Consider the following 17,601-nt stretch of genomic DNA (forward strand, 5'->3'; position numbering starts at 1 on the left):
CTGGCAGGTGATTTTCGGTGAATTCCCAACTTAACGGTAAAAACAGAGTTGGTCAAATCGTGTTAAATCACGTTTTTTGTTGATATTTTTTATCTATTTTGTTGATTTTTATGAGTAAAGTTCGGATTTTTGTATTTTGTGACGAAGATCATTCCTCTTAAATGATGTGAGTTATATCACTAAAATCACCGCATTATCTATTTGGGATATGCTTTTAAATACATTTTTTTTGGTGTATTTCTCTGACTTTTTTAGATAGTTAAGATTTATATTGTGTATTTTTTAAATTGTAAGAGAAATTGATTGGTTGCTTTTCAATCAAAAAGAGAGTGATAAGATTTTAATGCATAATTATTCTAATTATTTTCATTTTTATTCCATGTAGGGGTTTTGGATAATATCCAGTAAGGAAGTTGGTTTTTTTTACGTTATGATTCAATCTAGTAACCTTACTGGAAAAGATTTTACTGGGAGTTGTTATGAAGCTGATTCGAGGGCTTGCCCAATATTATGTTGATTTGATGATGAAGCTGGGGTTGGTGCGTTTTTCTATATTACTTGCATCAGCTTTAGTGGTTCTTGCGATGGCAATGCAGATGGCAGTGACATTTGTCCTGCATGGAGAAGTACAGGGTATTGATTTAATTCGCTCTATTTTTTTTGGTTTGTTAATTACCCCCTGGGCGGTTTATTTTCTCTCCATCGTAGTAGAACAACTCGAAGAATCTCGCCAGCGTTTATCAAGTCTGGTCGCAAAACTTGAAGAAATGCGTCAGCGTGATGCGAAATTAAACTTACAACTCAAAGCGAACATCGACCAATTAAACCAAGAGATCAGCGACAGGGAGAAGGCGGAAAAAGCCCATTTGGTTTTATTGGATAAACTCAAATTGGAAATGGAACAGCGTGAAAAAACCCAGATTGAGCTTGAGCAGCAATCGGTACTATTGCGTTCATTTCTGGATGCCTCCCCGGATCTGGTTTATTACCGCAATGAAGATAATGAATTTTCCGGTTGTAATCGAGCGATGGAATTACTGACGGGCAAAAGCGAAAAACAGCTCATCGGCCTGACGCCGACAGATGTTTACGATAAAGAAATTGCCAGCAAAGTGATGGAAACCGATGAAAAAGTCTTTCGCCACAATGTATCCCTGACCTATGAGCAATGGTTAGTTTACCCCGATGGACGCAAAGCCTGTTTTGAACTCAGGAAAGTGCCTTTTTATGATCGCGTTGGTAAGCGACACGGATTAATGGGATTTGGGCGCGATATCACAGAGCGTAAACGCTATCAGGACGCATTAGAGAACGCCAGCAGGGATAAGACGACTTTTATCTCTACAATTAGCCATGAGCTTCGTACGCCTTTAAATGGCATTGTGGGCTTGAGTCGCATCCTGATGGATACCGACTTAACACCGGAGCAATGTAAGTACCTGGAAACAATCCATGTCAGCGCCATTACTTTGGGTAATATTTTCAATGATATTATCGAGTTAGATAAAATGGAACGCCGAAAAATTCAGCTTGATAACCAACAGATTGATTTCACTGGTTTCATGACAGATTTAGAGAACATTTCAGGTTTATTGGCGCAACCAAAGGGGATTAAATTTGTTTTGGAGCCAGAGTTGCCACTACCAGCAAAAGTGCTGACTGATGGAACCCGTTTGCGGCAAATTTTGTGGAATCTGATTAGTAATGCCGTGAAATTTACGCCTGAAGGGGAAATTAAAGTTCGCATCTGGCGTGAAGAAGAAGAGGAACGCCTATTCTTTGAGGTGACAGATTCCGGCATTGGTATTCCTTCGGACGAACTGGAAAAAATCTTCGCCATGTATTACCAAGTCAGGGACAGCGCTGGTGGGCGGCCTGCAACCGGCACGGGGATTGGTCTTGCTGTTTCGAAGCGCCTTGCCCAAAGTATGGGAGGGGACATTGTGGTAAAAAGTATGCCAGGCAAAGGTTCTTGCTTTACTTTGTCTGTTGTTGCGCCAGCCATTGATGAATGCCCGGAAGGGAAGGCTGAACAAGATACTATGCCATTACCGGCTCTTAACATCTTACTGGTAGAAGATATTGAATTGAACGTCATTGTAGCCCGTTCTGTTCTGGAGAAATTGGGGAACAGTGTGGATGTTGCTATGAATGGTCATGATGCACTAGCAATGTTTGATCCTGATGAATATGACTTGGTGTTACTGGATATCCAATTACCGGACATGACGGGGCTGGATATCGCCCGTCAATTGCACCAGCGTTACTCCTCCCAATCCTTGCCGCCTTTGATCGCGCTGACAGCTAATGTATTAAAGGATAAAAAAGAATACCTGGATGCAGGTATGGATGATGTGCTCAATAAACCGTTGTCTGTCAAGGCGTTGATTGCTGTGATAGAAAAATATTGGGGTCAGTCTGAATCTGACAACACCTTAGTTGAAGTTGATCGTGTGAATCTGGATGAAGAACGACTGGATACGGAGATGCTTAACCAATATATCGAATTGGTTGGGCCAAAAATGATCACTGACAACCTGGTTATTTTTGAAACCATGATGCCAAATTATCTTGCTTTGCTGGACTCCAATATGACCGCCAGAGATCAAAAAGGCATTACAGAAGAGGCACATAAAATCAAAGGTGCGGCGGGTTCAGTCGGATTACGCCATTTGCAGCAATTGGCTCAGCAGATCCAGTCACCGGATTTACCTGCGTGGTGGGATAATGTTCAGGAATGGGTGGATGAGTTAAAGGTGGAATGGAAGCGAGATATAGAAATATTAAGAAATTGGTTATCAAGCGTTACAAAAAAATAACCCCAACCTAAGTTGGGGTGCGCTAATACTGCGCCAACACCAGGGAAACTTGTTTACCCGCTTATCTAAGGTTTATTTTCGATGCGAGTAATTAAAGAATTCTTTCACACAGAATACAAGTACCAACATAGCAAAGATAAGATTTTTTGTTACAAGATTCATTAAAATCTGTGATGAAGATTGGTGTTTAACCCTCTAAGGGGTTAAGCATTAATCTACTACAAATGGAGAGGAATATGAAATCTGTTGCCGTTATATTAAGTGGATGTGGGGTGTACGATGGAAGTGAAATTCACGAATCAGTTCTTACTATGCTCTCTTTAAGCCGTCTTGGTGCTGAAGTGTCTTTTTTTCGCCAGATAAGATGCAACATCATGTTATTAATCATCTTAACGGGGAGGAGAAACAAGAAGGCCGCCATATAATGGAAGAGTCCGCCCGCATAACACGGGGAAATATACAGCCTTTATCCAAAGTTAATATTGATGAGTTGAATGCATTAATTATTCCTGGTGGTTTTGGTGCAGCCAAGAATTTATGTAATTTCGCCTTCGAAGGGTCAGATTGCAAAATAAATAAAGAATTATTAAGAATAGTGCAAAATATGCACCAGCAAGGTAAACCGATGGGGTTCATGTGCATTGCCCCTGTTATGGTACCTAAAATATTAGGCAAACCGATAAAAGTCACCATTGGCAATGATCCAGAAACTGCGGCTCAAATAGAGAGGATGGGAGGGGTACATGTTGAGTGCCCAGTTGATGACATTGTCATTGATTTTGAAAATAAAATTGTAACAACGCCAGCTTATATGCTGGCTGAATCTTTGGCGCAAGCAGAAAAAGGAATTGATAAATTGGTTAGGAAAATATTGGAAATGATTGAGTAATCAGATGAAGGATCCTTTTTCAATATTGTGGCGCTGGCTGAAAAGAATTGTCGTGTCGATCACGGTTTTATGGTTTATTGCTGTAATTGCCTTTTCCTTTTTACCAGTGCCGTTTTCTATGATGATGATAGAGAGACAAATTGTTGCTTTAATATCAATTAATTTATCTTATGTTTCTCATTCTTCATGGGTGGATCAGAATCAAATTTCACCTTATATGACGTTAGCCGTGATTGCAGCGGAAGATCAAAAATTCCCAAAACATTGGGGATTTGATTTTGATGCTATCGAAATTGCTATGGCATATAACAAAAAAAATCAGAAGAGAATTCGGGAGCGTCGACAATTTCCCAGCAAACAGCCAAAAATTTATTTTTATGGGAAGGGCGTAGTTGGGTAAGAAAGGGATTAGAAGCGGGGATGACTGCCGTATTGGAATTACTTTGGTCAAAGAAACGTATTTTAACGGTCTATCTCAATATTGCTGAATTTGGCAATGGCATTTTTGGTGTCGAGGAAGCGGCTCAACATTACTTTGGCAAGCCTGCCTGCCGATTGACAGCGACTGAATCTGCATTGCTTGCTGCTGTATTACCAAATCCTCATCGTTATAAAGTGAATGCACCTTCCAAATACGTATTGCAACGCCAGCAATGGATTTTGCGGCAAATGCAGTTAATGGGAGGAGTGAATTACCTAAAGCAAAATAAGTTGGGGTGGGAGTTGAATACCGGCTGTGAGGCTAGGCGGCATTGATTAATGCCGCCTTGATGGTTTTCAATTGAGGTAGGTAAATGCTGTTGTTACACGTTTTACGCCGCTAGTTTCGCTGGCGATTTTCGCAGCAGCAGTCCCCTCTTGTTGCGTAACGATGCCAAACAAAAAGACTTCACCATCCTCTGTCACTACTTTGATGCTGGATGATTTCACCGTATCACTGGTTAAAATTTGGGAGCGCACTTTGGTCGTCAACCAGGTATCAGTGGAGGCCGTCGCCAATGTTACGGGATTGGCTTGACGGAGCTCGTTATATACCACGTTGGTGCCTTCAACCTTTGCCGCAATCTGTTTTGCCCGTTCAGCCAGGGCCATATTGGGGCTTTGTCCGGTTAAAAGAACCTTGCCTTGATACACAGTCACGGACACACGGGCTTGTGCCTTAATTTGTGGATCCTTGCTGATAGCATTGCTGACACGGGCTTCCAGCGTGGTATCGTCAACTTGTTGCCCAATGGTTCGTGGATCTGAACCGGCTTTTGTGGCAATTGCAGCGGAACCTACGACGGCGGCACCAATACATCCTTGTAATAGCATTGCACAGAAACAGGCCAGTAATAGAGAAAATAGCCGCATGAGTTGGCTCCTTATTCATCCTGATGAGGGAATAACGTGTTGTCGATTAAGTCGCACAGACAGTTGATTGTCAACATATGAACTTCTTGGATCCTGACGCTGTGATGTGAGGGGATACGTATCTCAACATCCTGGGGACCCAGTAAGCCCGCCACTTCACCGCCATCGTAACCCGTCAGGGCAACGATGGTCATATCACGTGTGACAGCCGCTTCTACCGCTTTGATAATATCCCGACTGTTTCCATGTGTAGAAATAGCAAGCAGGACGTCTCCTGCTTGTCCTAGCGCCCTGACTTGTTTGGCGTAAATTTCGTCAGGTTGTTTGCTGTTGGCGATAGCGGTGATCACCACATTATCAGTATTCAACGACAGGGCTGGCAGGCTTGGTCGATCTGTTTCAAACCGATTGATCATGCTGGCAGTAAAACGCTGTGCCGTTGCGGCTGATCCACCGTTACCACAGCAAAGAATTTTGTTGCCACTCAGCAGTGATTGAACCATCATCATCGCAGCGCGTGATATTGCGTCGGGTAATGCTTCTGCTGCTGCGATCTGAGTTTGAATACTTTCTGTAAAACAGACTTTAATTCTATCCAGCACGTTATGACCTATGTATATTGGAATTATTTAGCGAGAAAATTGAGAATCTATTGAAATAGGCTCTCATTCAGGGTAAAGGCATTTTTCAGCCATTCAAATTTCTGTCCTGTTATTGCACAAACATCGAAGCGGCATGATGCCGTTTCCAGACATTCATTGCGTTGGGACAGCCAGACAGCAGCCGTATACAAGAGCTTTCTGCGCTTACTTTGGGTAATTGTAGCAATGGCGCCACCATATTGTGCATTTCGGCGGAAACGAACTTCAACGAATATCCATGTATGCCTGTCACGCATGATGAGGTCGATTTCCCCGCCGCGAATTTTTACATTCTCAGCAACAAAGACAAGCCCTTGTTTTTGTAAAAACAGTTTAGCCTGATGTTCATAATGGCGCCCCAGCGCGTAGTGATTGCCTGTTGGTTTTTTCATCCTGAAATGACCACGATACCTTTAATCACAGAAAATTATTCAATTCTGGGATGATCTCCCTGATCAGTGCTATCGATGCTTTCTATGTTATGGGTATTTTCTGCATTATCGATACCTTCCGTGCTATTGGTATTTTCGGTAGTGTTGGTATTTTCAAGGATTATGCGACCATTATTGAATTGCATCCAAGGTAATTGACGCAAAATAGTGCAGTTATCCATCACGGAAAGTTCCCCTGAAGCACCACTCAGATGAAATCCCACCTCTTGCTGCATTTGCGTAAATTGGTTAGCCAGTGACCATGCATCAATGCCCATTGCATAAAGGCGCATCAGGGAATAATCATTGGTGAATTTCTTGGCTGCTTGCTGCATTAACGGCACATTTATACCTGTCAGCAGTGGGATGTCACTAAACTGCATGCCATCCATTTCCAGGCGGAAGTCAGGGCCTGAACCGGCTTTATTACTACGTGAACTGGCATAAAGTGCTGGTTTTTTACGGGAGCTGATTGCCATATCGAGCATGGGCTTGATCATTGTCAGTTCGTTTGCTGTCGCAACGATATAAACGGCATCGACAGGATCTGTGGCCAGATTAGTGGAAATAACCGGCGTACCCGACAAACGAATGCCAATTCCACGGTTCATGGATTGCTTCATTTCTGCCGGCGTACCAAAAGATTGTTGTAATACCGTCTGACCTCCCAGTTTTTGCCACTCTTGTGCAAAGGCTTGTGCAACTCGCGTGCCTAAGTCAGTACGAGGTATCAACACCAAAGGGCTGCGCTTTTGCTGTTGCCAGATATGCATGGCGGCATTTTTCGCCTCATCTTCAGGAGAGAGTGAGAAATAACAAATATTCGGCCGTTTTTGTGGCATATCGAGTTCATTGAGCGCCAGAATATTCAGTGGCGTTTCAATTTGAGCTAATTGTTCCACATTGGGCTTCAGTAATGGCCCAACCACCAGAGTGACACCATCTTTTTTAGCCTGTTCCAGCAGTTCGGTAAGAGGCTGGCTGTTGGTATCATAGATTTTTACGGTCTGATCATTGGTAGGTATATCATTAATCGCCCCCATTTCTGATTCAATTGTGGTGGTATCAGCATTCCCTGAATTTGCCGTGTTGGCATTTTCAAGGTTGGTAGAGGGTTCTTCGGCGTTAATAATACCATTTGGATCGGTAGCATTTGTTGGCAATGGTGATTCTGGCAACGATGGCTTTGGCAAGCCTTTTTGAGCATCAAGGAAACCCTGGCGGATGGCGTCACCAAATATTGTGGCCTGGCCGCTCAAAGGCAGAAATAACCCAATTGTGGCATGGCTGTTTTCAGTTTCTTGCAACATGTGTTGCAGGGGTGTGGGTAAACAGTGTGCAGCGGGGTTGTTTGGATAACGGATTTGCCAATCGTGAATAGCAAGCCGCAGTTTATCAGGATCCTGTTTGTTGGTCTGATAAGTACTGAGTAAATCAAGCCAGCCCTGCAATGTATACTCATTGGCATTAATGACCAATTCACTCATTTGCTGTGGGGAAAGTTGAGTCAATAATTGCCAGGTCTCATCAAGATTTTTCTGGCGGGCAGCTTCATCTGTTGCGTAAGATCCCAATGCAATGTAAGCACGGATAACGTCTAAAGATGGTTGATTGTGTGCTGCGTCAATAATGGCCTGGTAGCGATTGATCTCTGCGCTGATCTTATCTTGAGGCTTAGAAGTTGGTTGCCCTTGCCGTTCGGGCATGGTACATCCTGCAATAATCATAGTTGACAGCAATACTGTATAAATTAATCCAGTTTTTAAACGCACAAAAATTGAGGGAAGCATACTGTATCCAGCGATGTTTTTTTCAAAGATGCTCAATTTTAAATCGGTCATTCGGATGAAACAATGAATCAAACCAATCGAGCAGTGGTTACGACATCCACGCTATATGTTGTGCCAACCCCTATTGGAAATCTGGGGGATATTACTCAGCGTGCACTTGAAGTTCTTAAACATGTCGATCTGATTGCAGCCGAAGATACGCGACACACTGGCTTGTTGCTTCAACATTTTGCCATTAATGCGCGCATGTTCGCACTTCACGATCATAATGAACAGCAAAAAGCAGATCAATTGCTTACGAAACTCGAGCAAGGCGCGAGCATCGCATTGGTATCTGATGCGGGTACGCCGTTGATTAACGATCCGGGTTATCACCTGGTTCGCCGTTGTCGTGAAGCTGGTATCAATGTGGTTCCACTACCTGGTCCTTGTGCGGCTATTACAGCACTGTCTGCTGCTGGCTTGCCTTCAGATCGTTTTTGTTATGAAGGCTTCTTGCCGGCTAAAAGTAAGGGACGCCAAGATACTCTGCGTGAATTAGCGCAAGAGCCGCGTACGCTGATTTTCTACGAATCGACACATCGTTTGTTGGACAGTTTAGAAGATATTGTGAAAGTGTGGGGAGCCGATCGCTATATCGTGTTGGCACGAGAATTAACCAAAACGTGGGAATCGATTCAAGGAATGCCCGCAGGTGAGCTTCTGGCATGGGTCAAGGAAGATGAAACTCGTCGCCGCGGAGAAATGGTTCTAATTGTGGAAGGGTATCAGAAGCCCGCCGAGGATAGCCTACCACAGGAAGCCTTGCGGACACTGGCATTGTTGCAAAAAGAGCTGCCATTGAAAAAGGCGGCGGCATTGACGGCAGAGATCCACGGTGTGAAGAAAAATGCCTTGTATCGTTATTCGCTCGATCAAAACACGGCCTTGGGACAAATTGAAGAAGACGCGTGAAAACCCTATACATTGGGTATTAAACCTCTTATAATCCGCGCCGGAGTTGACCAGACAGTCGCTGCTTTACCGCTCTTTCGGGAGAAGTAAAGGGGAGGAAAGTCCGGGCTCCACAGGGCAGGGTGCCAGATAACGTCTGGGAGGTGAAAGCCTACGACCAGTGCAACAGAGAGCAAACCGCCGATGGCCAGCTTTGTTTGGGATCAGGTAAGGGTGAAAGGGTGCGGTAAGAGCGCACCGCGCGACTGGCAACAGTTCGTGGCACGGTAAACTCCACCCGGAGCAAGACCAAATAGGGGTTCGCATGGTACGGCCCGTACCGAACCCGGGTAGGTTGCTTGAGCCAGTGCGCAAGTGCTGGCCTAGATGAATGGCTGTCCAAGACAGAACCCGGCTTATCGGTCAACTTCACAGATTTTGCCCTATAAAGCAGATGCTTTATAGGGCTTTTTCTTTATAAATAAGAAATTATCAGTCAGCCAAATCAATCAGCAGCCGCGAAATGGCGTCTCCGCTTGTAACAGCACTTTGCTCTTCCTGAATAATACACCATCCCCACAGTTAATCTTTAAATCCCTGCTTTGGTTGCCATGATGATTGCATTGCCACTGATAGATTGCAGGTAAGCATGTTTGCCGCGTAAAGACAAAATTTGGCTGTCATGGGGTTTAAGCACGAGATAGCTTATCCATACTTGTTGGCGCAGATGCATACTGTGATTTTCCGACGTAGGAGAGGCCAGTAAGGTAAGCGGTTGGTTTGGCAGAGTGATATGCTGTAATGGCCGTGCTTCTTGCTGAGGACAGGCATTGAGCCAGAGTTGTAGCCGTGTTAATGGGCGCGTGTCACTGGTATTGTGCTCACTGTAACGGATCCCTCGACGCGCAGAAAATAGCAGACAATCTCCCTGGCGTGCATGAAAGTTAGTCCCTTCACTGTCTCGATATTGGGCTTCTCCTTGCAGGATAATATTCAGGACATCAACATGTGGGTAAGATTTGGGTTGGAACTCGGCTTTCGGTGCCAAAACTTCCTGATTAAGAACGCGCAACGTCCTATAGTTCAAAAATTTTGGGTCAAAATAGTGACCAAATGAAAAAGTATAGCGAGCCTGTAACCAGCCATAATCGGCTTTTCCGCATTGATTTTCTGTTCTCATTGTTATCATGCTGTTATCTCTTCAACTATAGATCTATGACCGTCGATCTTAATTATCTGGACGTTGAAATGTTAGCCAGTTAATCTGGTGGCTATATTCAAAATTCCTGATTGAGAAAAATATGGGTAAAGAACGTGCGCTTACTTTGGAATCCTTGCGGGTAATGGATGCGATAGACCGAAGGGGAAGTTTTGCTGCGGCAGCGGATGAGTTGGGTCGGGTCCCTTCTGCGCTGAGTTACACCATGCAGAAATTGGAAGAGGAATTGGACGTTGTGCTGTTTGATCGCTCTGGCCACCGCACAAAATTTACTAATGTTGGCCGGATGCTACTGGAACGAGGGCGGTTGTTACTTGAAGCGGCAGATAAATTGGCAGCAGATGCAGAAGCACTCGCCCGTGGTTGGGAAACCCATCTGACTATTGTGTGTGAAGCGTTGTTCCCAATGGCATCGTTGTTTCCTCTTGTGGATAAATTGGCGGCTAAATCGAATACGCAGCTTTCGTTAATGACAGAAGTATTAGCAGGCGCTTGGGAACGTCTGGAAACAGGATATGCTGATATTGTGATTGCACCTGATCTGCATTTCAGGGCGTCAGCCGAAGTGAATTCGCGGGCACTTTATTCTGTTAACAATGTCTATGTTGCCAGTGCAGATCACCCTATTCATCATGAACCCGAACCCTTGTCTGATGCTACACGGGTGAAATATCGTGGAATAGCTGTCGCGGATACGGCAAGAGAGCGTCCGGTGTTGACGGTTAAATTATTGGATAAACAGCCGCGTTTGACCGTGAGTTCACTGGAAGATAAACGTCGGGCGCTTTTGTCTGGATTAGGTGTGGCAACCATGCCATACCCTATGGTAGAGCAAGATATTGCTGAAGGTCGTTTGCGGGTTATTGGCTCGGAATACAGCCACGAAACCAACATTATCATGGCATGGCGGCGTGATAGTATGGGCGAAGCCAAATCCTGGTGCTTGCGTGAAATCCCTAAGTTATTTGCAAAGAAATAAAAAGAATGTAGCGAATATCATAGAACCCCTTGCTGCGAGTACACAGGAAGGGGCTATAAAAAAACGGGAAATGATCTGTTTTTCTTTGATTACCAATTTTTCTTCATTACATGGTCAATACTGAATCTTCCTGGTCCCATCATAGCCAGTAGCAGGTAGCCTGCGCTGATGGAGACGTTTTTCAGGAACATAGTCAGGTTCAGGTCATTTGAAAAATCGCTATGGAACAGGAGCGCGGTCAGGATACAGAAAATAAATGTAAATACCGCCGTGGTGCGGGTCAACAGGCCGAGCATCATAGCAAGCCCGCCCCCTAGTTCAAGTAAGATAGTCAGTGGTAATAGAATGCCTGGCACCTTCATGGCTTCCATAAATTCCTGCGTTCCTGCATAGGCATTACCTAGTTTTCCATATCCTGCGATAATGAAAAGAATGGATATTAAAATACGGGCAATCAACAGGCCACTATCTTCAAATTTTTTCATGATTGTCTCCACAAATACCGCAGATCGCGATAAATGAACTATCTGTTTAGCTTTTATGGTTAAAAAACGGACTGAATAGTACGATTTGTTAGTCATTATCTGATGGGAAGTATTCTACGGAGAGGTATTATTGGTTGATAGTAAGGAATACTAACTATTTCATGCAGTTTTTTTGAAAGAATTTGTTGGTATTAATTTTTGTATAGTGTGTTTCGTACGATTTTAATGATCCCGAAGATGTTGATTATACGACGTGACCAGTGATAAAGCTGCTTGGGATGGCGGAGTCCATAAAGCAGGGCAAGGCCAGATCCAATGGCGATATAAGGCTTGAAAGCCATGAGAGTTTGCCAGCCTTTATCATAGGGTTGTGTCACTTCAAGCCAGTTTTGGCTATAAGTCGCTAGTAACTGTCGTTGTTGCTGGATCTCTTTTAGTAGCTGCTGTTTTCGCAAACTCCGTTGGCGATACCTCGATTTATTCATGAGGATCATCCTCCAGCATTTTGCGATCAACATGCAATTGTGTTCGAGTTGCGTTAAGAAAGGTCAGTTTTCGCGCCTTTTTTAGCGTCCATATTGCACTAACTACGGCGAGGAGCAGTAATATTCCGGCAGTGATAGCTATTGCCGTTGTTCGGTAGGCTGGATCGATGGCCCAGAATATTAGTGCCAATAGGCACATCAGGCCAAAGCCCGTAAATAGTAATGTCAATCCTACCAGCAGTAGCAGTTGTACCAGTGTTGCCGTTCCCTCTTCCAGCTCAACAGCAACGAGTTGGATACGAGTTTCAATTATATGAACAGCAATGGCTGCTACTCGCCGTACAGTATCAAAGAGCCCTTTTCCTGGGCCTTTTGGGTGAGAGGATTGGGTCATATCAGCGCCTTGAAAGCAGAACTCCTAATACAACGCCAATTGCTGCACCTATACCGACACCGGCCCATGGATTCTCACGGACATAACTATCCGCATGACCTGCAATTTCTTTGGTTTGACCTACCAGTCTATCACTCGCTTCACTGAGCGTAGTACGCGCGTTTTTCAGCGTTCTTTCTGCCTTGCTGCGTAGTTTTTCCAGTTCCGCTTTTGAATTATCGCCGGAGCTATTGAGGACTTCTTCTAGCGTATCAGCAAGAGATTGTAATTCAGCACGTAGATCTTCAGAGCTTTTCTTTTGTGGCATTGCCTGTCTCCTTAAATATACGATGGATGAATTTCAAACATAGACGCTTTTATCAAGAGATGAAAGTATGAATAGATGAAAAATTATCACAATATATTGCAAATTAACCTTAAAGGAACGAAAAGGGCGATATCCTGTGGTATTTTCGCAGTCATACCACAGGGTCACTAGAGGAAAAAAGTTATGTTAGAGATTTATTAGCGCGCTTTTTGCGCCAAATGACAGTTAGGCTGCCAATTAAGCCAATGAGCAATAGACCTACAGGTAACAGTACCAAAAAATTCATCAGATATTCTTCATACTGGCGAAATAGAGGGCTTTTCCCAAGGGCATAACCCAGTGTTGTTAGAATAATGACCCACAAGAATCCGCTAAGCCAATTGAATATTTGAAATCGTCCACTTTTTAGCCCAGCAAGGCCTGCCAGTGTTGGCAGTAATGTCCTGATAAAAGCGAGAAAACGACCTACCAATAAGGCAGATAAGCCATGACGATGGAATAAGTTATGTGCGCGTTGATGATAATGTGCAGGAAGATGTGACAGCCAGCCCTGAACTAATTTTGTATTGCCAAGCCACCTTCCCTGAAGATATCCGAGCCAGCAACCGAGGCTGGCGCCGGTGGTGAGAATGACTAAAGTTACAGGAAAACTCATGGCCTCTTTTGCAATTAAAACACCGACTAATATGAGCAGACTATCACCCGGTAAAAAAGCCGCAGGTAATATCCCATTTTCCAGAAACAGGATGGTAAATAGCAGTATGTAGATTGTCCATACCAACGACGGATTAGCCAATGTTTCGTAATCTTGGTGCCAGAGTGCATAAATAAGGTCTGTTACAATTTCCATCAAATGTTCCTAAAATACGGATTAAGGATTACATCTTACTTTTATGGTGCATTTATGGTTAATTTCTATCAAATACTTTGCAGTCAAAAGTAATTAATATCAGTTGTCATAAAATGATCTCGAAATCCCTTCAAGATGGTATAAAGATCGACTGGCACACTTTAACAAAATCAACAGTATCGAGACAGGAAATTTTGTTGCTCAATTGAACATTTACCTAAATGTGAAAATTAATTCATTTAGATATCTCAATTAATTAATCGATAGATGAAATTTTATTAAATATCATTAACGAGTCATTTTTCATGTGGATAGGCTAAATTTATATCTCTTGTCAGTTAATTTCACGCTTGCACTTTGATTAATAGTGGAAAGTAATCTCTCCATGCTATTCATTTTCGAGAAATAATCTGCGCTTATTATTGAAAGTGTTTTTTAGTAATTAGTTGAATTTATAGATTAATTTTTTATTTCTTGTCGTGTTATCTATTATATCATGAATACATTCAGAATGTATTGGATGAGAAAATTGCAGTTTAGATCACACAAATGTAACTGAATTGTTATCAATTATTGGGTTCTCTGTATATTGCAATGAGTTATTCTTTGTCGTTCTTGATGGATAATGGATAGGCTATGAAAAAACAACAAACACACTTTGTGCAATTTATTGCACAAGGAAGCTTGGTAAAACAAATCCTCGTTGGGTTAATACTGGGAATATTACTGGCATGGCTGGTGCCTTCCGCGGCTAAGTCAGTTGGATTGCTAGGAACGCTGTTTGTAGGGGCGTTGAAAGCGGTGGCTCCTGTCCTGGTGTGGGTATTGGTTATGTCTTCGATAGCCAACCATAAAATAGGCCAGAAAAGTAATATTCGCCCCATTTTGATCTTGTATCTGATAGGGACATTCTGCGCTGCTGTTGTGGCTGTCATTGGCAGTTTGTTGTTCCCGTCAACGTTGGCTTTGGTGACGAATGATACTCATGTGTCACCTCCTTCAAATATCGTTGAAGTGTTAAGGGGGTTGCTGCTCAATATTGTCGCTAACCCGATTGATGCAATATTAAAAGGGAACTACGTTGGGATCCTGGCGTGGTCAATCGGTTTGGGGATTGCTTTACGTCATGCCAACGAATCAACTAAGGCATTGATTCAAGACCTGTCAGGCGCAGTGACACAGCTTGTGCGTGTTATTATCCGTCTGGCACCTATCGGTATTTTCGGCTTGGTTTCCTCAACGATTGCGACGACAGGTTTTGGAACCTTGTTCGGCTATGCTCATCTGTTAACCGTGTTGATTGGTTGCATGATTGTCGTTGCACTGGTTGTCAATCCATTGATTGTTTTCTGGAAAATCCGCCGCAACCCTTATCCCCTGGTATTTGCTTGCTTGCGTGAAAGTGGCGTAATGGCGTTCTTTACTCGTAGTTCAGCCGCCAATATTCCGGTGAATATGGCAATGTGCCGCCGTATGAATCTTGATGAGGATACTTACTCCGTTTCCATTCCCTTGGGGGCTACCATTAATATGGCGGGCGCGGCAGTCACGATTACTGTATTGACACTGGCGGCGGCGAATACACTAGGTATGGTGGTGGACATTCCTAACGCGATATTATTGAGTGTCGTTTCTGTCATTGCCGCATGTGGATCATCAGGGGTTGCTGGTGGCTCATTATTATTGATCCCTCTGGCGTGTAGTATGTTTGGTATTCCCAATGAAATAGCCATGCAGGTTGTTGCTGTGGGCTTTATTATTGGGGTATTGCAGGATTCCGCTGAGACGGGCCTGAATTCTTCCACCGATGTGCTGTTTACCGCCGCCGCTTGCCAGGCTGAAGAGTCTCGTATTGCGGCGAATCGGCTGGCGCAGCGTTAATTGTAAGAATAGCGGGAATAAAACGGTGATAATGGGTTTGGCATAAATTATCACCGTTATTGCTTTTAGGCCGTACGTTATACTTTAAGCGCCAATTGAACTCCTTGAGCGATTGCCCTGCGCGCATCTAATTCGGCGGCAATATCTGCTCCACCAATGATATGCACACTTTTTCCCATTGCTTGTAATGGTTGATGGAGTGCTTTTAAAGGTTCCTGTCCTGCGCAAATAATCACATTATCTACTTCCAGGCATTGTTGTTCATCGCCACGACGGATATGCAGCCCTTGATCATCAATCTTCAAGTATTGAACACTGTTTAACATGGTTACACCCCGCATTAACAGGCTGGTTTTATGCACCCAACCTGTGGTTTTTCCTAAGCCATCCCCGACCTTGGTATCCTTGCGTTGCAGCAGATAAATTTTACGCGGGGAATGTTCGACCTGCGCACCTTCTGGCCGTAATCCTCCCCTATGCGTAATTGTCCGATCAATTCCCCACTCATGGCTAAAAGCATAGTTGCTCAAACTAGTGCTTTGTCCGCTTTGACTCAGATACTCTGCGGTATCAAAACCAATGCCTCCCGCACCGATAATGGCGACACGTTTTCCGACTGGCCGTTTATGTTTCAATACATCAAGGTAAGTCAGTACCTTTTCATGTTCAATACCATCGATATTGGGGATGCGTGGCATGATCCCTGTCGCGATAATAACTTCATCAAATGATGAAAGTTGGTCGGTAGTTGCAGTATGGTTAAGGTGTACTTCGACACCGTTCAAGGCTAATTGGCGCTCGAAATAGCGTAAAGTTTCCTGGAATTCTTCTTTGCCAGGGATCTGTTTGGCGATATTAAACTGCCCGCCGATTTGGTTTTCTCGTTCAAACAGCGTGACATGGTGTCCTCGGTTGGCCGCTGTGACAGCAAAGGATAATCCCGCCGGTCCGGCACCGATAACAGCGATGGTTTTGGGGGCTATGACAGGAGTGGCAATAAATTCCGTTTCATGGCAGGCACGCGGATTGACCAGACAAGACGTCAGCTTGCCGACAAAGATCCTATCCAGACAGGCTTGGTTACAGCCTATGCAGGTATTGATTTCATCAGCACGATCCTGTTCGGTTTTCAATACAAATTCAGCATCAGCAAGAAACGGACGCGCCATCGAAACCATATCGGCACAGCCTTCACTGAGAACTTGTTCGGCAACTTGGGGATTGTTGATGCGATTGGTTGTAATTAAAGGGATGTTGACTTTCCCCATCAACTTTTGCGTAACCCAGCTAAAGCCGGCTCTGGGCACCATTGTGGCAATCGTTGGGATACGGGCTTCATGCCAGCCGATGCCGGTATTGATAATGGATGCTCCTGCTTTTTCAATTTCCTGTGCCAGTTGTTCGATCTCTTGCCAATTGGAGCCATCTTCGACTAAATCCAGCATAGAAAGGCGATAGATGATGATAAAACGCTCCCCCGTGATAGCGCGAACCGCTTTGACAATTTCTAGTGCAAAGCGCATGCGATTTTCGAAAGTTCCACCCCATTTATCCTGTCGATGATTGGTGTGTGTGACCAGAAACTGATTGATGAGATAACCTTCTGAACCCATGATTTCCACGCCATCATAGCCGGCTTGTTGTGCCAGTTGGGCACAGTAGGCAAAATCCTTGATTGTCTGCCAAATGTCATTCTCAGACATTTCTTTCGGCATAAAGGGGTTAATCGGGGCTTGAATGGCGGAAGGTGCAACGGAATTTTTCTGATAGCTGTAGCGTCCGGCATGCAGGATTTGTAAAGCAATTTTTCCTCCTGCCTGATGTACCGCTTCTGTAATAATTTTGTGGTGAGGCAGGTGAGTTTCACTATTCAGGACACTTGCGCCTGCCGCAACAACGCCCTGTGGGTTTGGTGCGATACCGCCGGTTACAATCAGTGCGACGCCTCCCGCTGCCCGTTCTGCATAAAATTGGGCCAAACGTTGGGCACCGTTGGGATGTTCTTCAAGCCCCGTGTGCATTGAACCCATCAACACACGGTTTTTTAATGTGGTAAAGCCCAAATCCAGCGGTGTAAGCAGGTGAGGGTAATTGCTCATTGCATTCTCCATCAAATATTTGGTAGCTCAAGAAATATTATTGTTT

Annotated in this window: 13 protein-coding genes, 1 other RNA gene and 4 pseudogenes; 7 read left to right on the forward strand and 11 right to left on the reverse strand. The window is 44.1% G+C overall.

Annotated elements, in window-relative coordinates:
- Positions 1-479: 479 nt before the first annotated feature.
- The 3 pseudogenes from arcB to mtgA all read left to right on the forward strand — a co-directional run bounded on the left by arcB (position 480) and on the right by mtgA (position 4,464).
- Positions 480-2,910 (forward strand): annotated as a pseudogene (gene arcB, locus AAC853_RS06810) (aerobic respiration two-component sensor histidine kinase ArcB).
- 145 nt (positions 2,911-3,055) lie between these two features.
- Positions 3,056-3,708: pseudogene (elbB, locus tag AAC853_RS06815) on the forward strand (isoprenoid biosynthesis glyoxalase ElbB).
- A 217-nt stretch (positions 3,709-3,925) separates the two neighbouring features.
- Positions 3,926-4,464: pseudogene (mtgA, locus tag AAC853_RS06820) on the forward strand (monofunctional biosynthetic peptidoglycan transglycosylase).
- A gap of 21 nt (positions 4,465-4,485) precedes the next feature.
- On the opposite strand, the gene dolP reads toward mtgA, so the two are convergent.
- Genes dolP through AAC853_RS06840 form a run of 4 tightly spaced genes read right to left on the reverse strand, consistent with a single transcriptional unit; the run spans position 4,486 to position 7,923 of the window.
- Positions 4,486-5,061, reverse strand: a complete 576-nt coding sequence (gene dolP / locus AAC853_RS06825; protein ID WP_340614040.1) for a division/outer membrane stress-associated lipid-binding lipoprotein — start codon at positions 5,059-5,061, stop codon at positions 4,486-4,488.
- A gap of 11 nt (positions 5,062-5,072) precedes the next feature.
- Complete coding sequence (gene diaA, locus AAC853_RS06830) at positions 5,073-5,663, reverse strand: DnaA initiator-associating protein DiaA (RefSeq protein WP_340614041.1); 591 nt, start codon at positions 5,661-5,663, stop codon at positions 5,073-5,075.
- Positions 5,664-5,710: 47 nt separating this feature from the next.
- A complete protein-coding gene (locus tag AAC853_RS06835) occupies positions 5,711-6,094 on the reverse strand; it encodes a YraN family protein (RefSeq protein ID WP_340614042.1) in 384 nt (127 codons plus the stop codon).
- A gap of 35 nt (positions 6,095-6,129) precedes the next feature.
- A complete protein-coding gene (locus AAC853_RS06840) occupies positions 6,130-7,923 on the reverse strand; it encodes a penicillin-binding protein activator (RefSeq protein WP_340614043.1) in 1,794 nt (597 codons plus the stop codon).
- Between the two features lie 63 nt (positions 7,924-7,986).
- On the opposite strand from AAC853_RS06840, the gene rsmI reads away from it, so the two are divergent.
- Together rsmI and rnpB are read left to right on the forward strand one after the other, a co-directional pair.
- Positions 7,987-8,877, forward strand: a complete 891-nt coding sequence (rsmI, locus tag AAC853_RS06845) for a 16S rRNA (cytidine(1402)-2'-O)-methyltransferase (protein ID WP_338884261.1) — start codon at positions 7,987-7,989, stop codon at positions 8,875-8,877.
- Positions 8,878-8,919: 42 nt separating this feature from the next.
- An RNA gene (gene rnpB / locus AAC853_RS06850) (RNase P RNA component class A) lies at positions 8,920-9,291 on the forward strand.
- A 57-nt stretch (positions 9,292-9,348) separates the two neighbouring features.
- Here rnpB and AAC853_RS06855 read toward each other — a convergent pair.
- Positions 9,349-10,045 (reverse strand): annotated as a pseudogene (locus AAC853_RS06855) (pirin family protein).
- A 112-nt stretch (positions 10,046-10,157) separates the two neighbouring features.
- On the opposite strand from AAC853_RS06855, the gene AAC853_RS06860 reads away from it, so the two are divergent.
- A complete protein-coding gene (locus tag AAC853_RS06860; protein WP_338884263.1) occupies positions 10,158-11,054 on the forward strand; it encodes a LysR family transcriptional regulator in 897 nt (298 codons plus the stop codon).
- Positions 11,055-11,143: 89 nt separating this feature from the next.
- Here AAC853_RS06860 and AAC853_RS06865 read toward each other — a convergent pair whose 3' ends face one another.
- From AAC853_RS06865 to AAC853_RS06885, 5 genes are all read right to left on the reverse strand, one after another.
- Positions 11,144-11,539, reverse strand: a complete 396-nt coding sequence (locus AAC853_RS06865) for a DoxX family protein (protein WP_338884265.1) — start codon at positions 11,537-11,539, stop codon at positions 11,144-11,146.
- 191 nt (positions 11,540-11,730) lie between these two features.
- A complete protein-coding gene (locus AAC853_RS06870; RefSeq protein WP_338884266.1) occupies positions 11,731-12,024 on the reverse strand; it encodes a YqjK-like family protein in 294 nt (97 codons plus the stop codon).
- Positions 12,017-12,418, reverse strand: coding sequence for a phage holin family protein (locus AAC853_RS06875; protein ID WP_338884268.1), 402 nt, complete (start codon positions 12,416-12,418; stop codon positions 12,017-12,019). Before AAC853_RS06875 ends, AAC853_RS06870 begins: the two co-directional genes overlap by 8 nt.
- A 1-nt stretch (position 12,419) precedes the next feature.
- Complete coding sequence (locus AAC853_RS06880) at positions 12,420-12,725, reverse strand: ElaB/YgaM/YqjD family protein (RefSeq protein ID WP_338884270.1); 306 nt, start codon at positions 12,723-12,725, stop codon at positions 12,420-12,422.
- Between the two features lie 181 nt (positions 12,726-12,906).
- On the reverse strand, positions 12,907-13,575 hold the full coding sequence (locus tag AAC853_RS06885) for a DedA family protein (protein WP_340614045.1): 669 nt from the start codon (positions 13,573-13,575) through the stop codon (positions 12,907-12,909).
- Positions 13,576-14,211: 636 nt separating this feature from the next.
- Here AAC853_RS06885 and sstT point away from each other — a divergent pair.
- Entirely contained in the window at positions 14,212-15,456 is a 1,245-nt protein-coding gene (sstT, locus tag AAC853_RS06890) for a serine/threonine transporter SstT (protein ID WP_340614046.1), read from the forward strand.
- Positions 15,457-15,533: 77 nt separating this feature from the next.
- Here the strand turns inward: sstT and AAC853_RS06895 are convergent, their stop codons facing one another.
- Positions 15,534-17,555, reverse strand: coding sequence for an oxidoreductase (locus AAC853_RS06895; RefSeq protein WP_340614047.1), 2,022 nt, complete (start codon positions 17,553-17,555; stop codon positions 15,534-15,536).
- Positions 17,556-17,601: the final 46 nt, after the last annotated feature.

Source organism: Xenorhabdus thailandensis (genome assembly GCF_037996785.1).
In the GTDB taxonomy this organism is placed as follows: domain Bacteria; phylum Pseudomonadota; class Gammaproteobacteria; order Enterobacterales; family Enterobacteriaceae; genus Xenorhabdus; species Xenorhabdus griffiniae.

What these genes read in the sequence shown, in the direction of transcription:
- AAC853_RS06895 (WP_340614047.1), bottom strand. Translation starts at nt 17,555, where the DNA reads ATGAGCAATTACCCTCACCTGCTTACACCGCTGGATTTGGGCTTTACC.
- rsmI (WP_338884261.1), top strand. Translation starts at nt 7,987, where the DNA reads ATGAATCAAACCAATCGAGCAGTGGTTACGACATCCACGCTATATGTT.
- AAC853_RS06870 (WP_338884266.1), bottom strand. Translation starts at nt 12,024, where the DNA reads ATGAATAAATCGAGGTATCGCCAACGGAGTTTGCGAAAACAGCAGCTA.
- AAC853_RS06880 (WP_338884270.1), bottom strand. Translation starts at nt 12,725, where the DNA reads ATGCCACAAAAGAAAAGCTCTGAAGATCTACGTGCTGAATTACAATCT.
- AAC853_RS06865 (WP_338884265.1), bottom strand. Translation starts at nt 11,539, where the DNA reads ATGAAAAAATTTGAAGATAGTGGCCTGTTGATTGCCCGTATTTTAATA.
- AAC853_RS06860 (WP_338884263.1), top strand. Translation starts at nt 10,158, where the DNA reads ATGGGTAAAGAACGTGCGCTTACTTTGGAATCCTTGCGGGTAATGGAT.
- AAC853_RS06835 (WP_340614042.1), bottom strand. Translation starts at nt 6,094, where the DNA reads ATGAAAAAACCAACAGGCAATCACTACGCGCTGGGGCGCCATTATGAA.
- AAC853_RS06875 (WP_338884268.1), bottom strand. Translation starts at nt 12,418, where the DNA reads ATGACCCAATCCTCTCACCCAAAAGGCCCAGGAAAAGGGCTCTTTGAT.
- AAC853_RS06840 (WP_340614043.1), bottom strand. Translation starts at nt 7,923, where the DNA reads ATGCTTCCCTCAATTTTTGTGCGTTTAAAAACTGGATTAATTTATACA.
- AAC853_RS06885 (WP_340614045.1), bottom strand. Translation starts at nt 13,575, where the DNA reads ATGGAAATTGTAACAGACCTTATTTATGCACTCTGGCACCAAGATTAC.
- sstT (WP_340614046.1), top strand. Translation starts at nt 14,212, where the DNA reads ATGAAAAAACAACAAACACACTTTGTGCAATTTATTGCACAAGGAAGC.
- dolP (WP_340614040.1), bottom strand. Translation starts at nt 5,061, where the DNA reads ATGCGGCTATTTTCTCTATTACTGGCCTGTTTCTGTGCAATGCTATTA.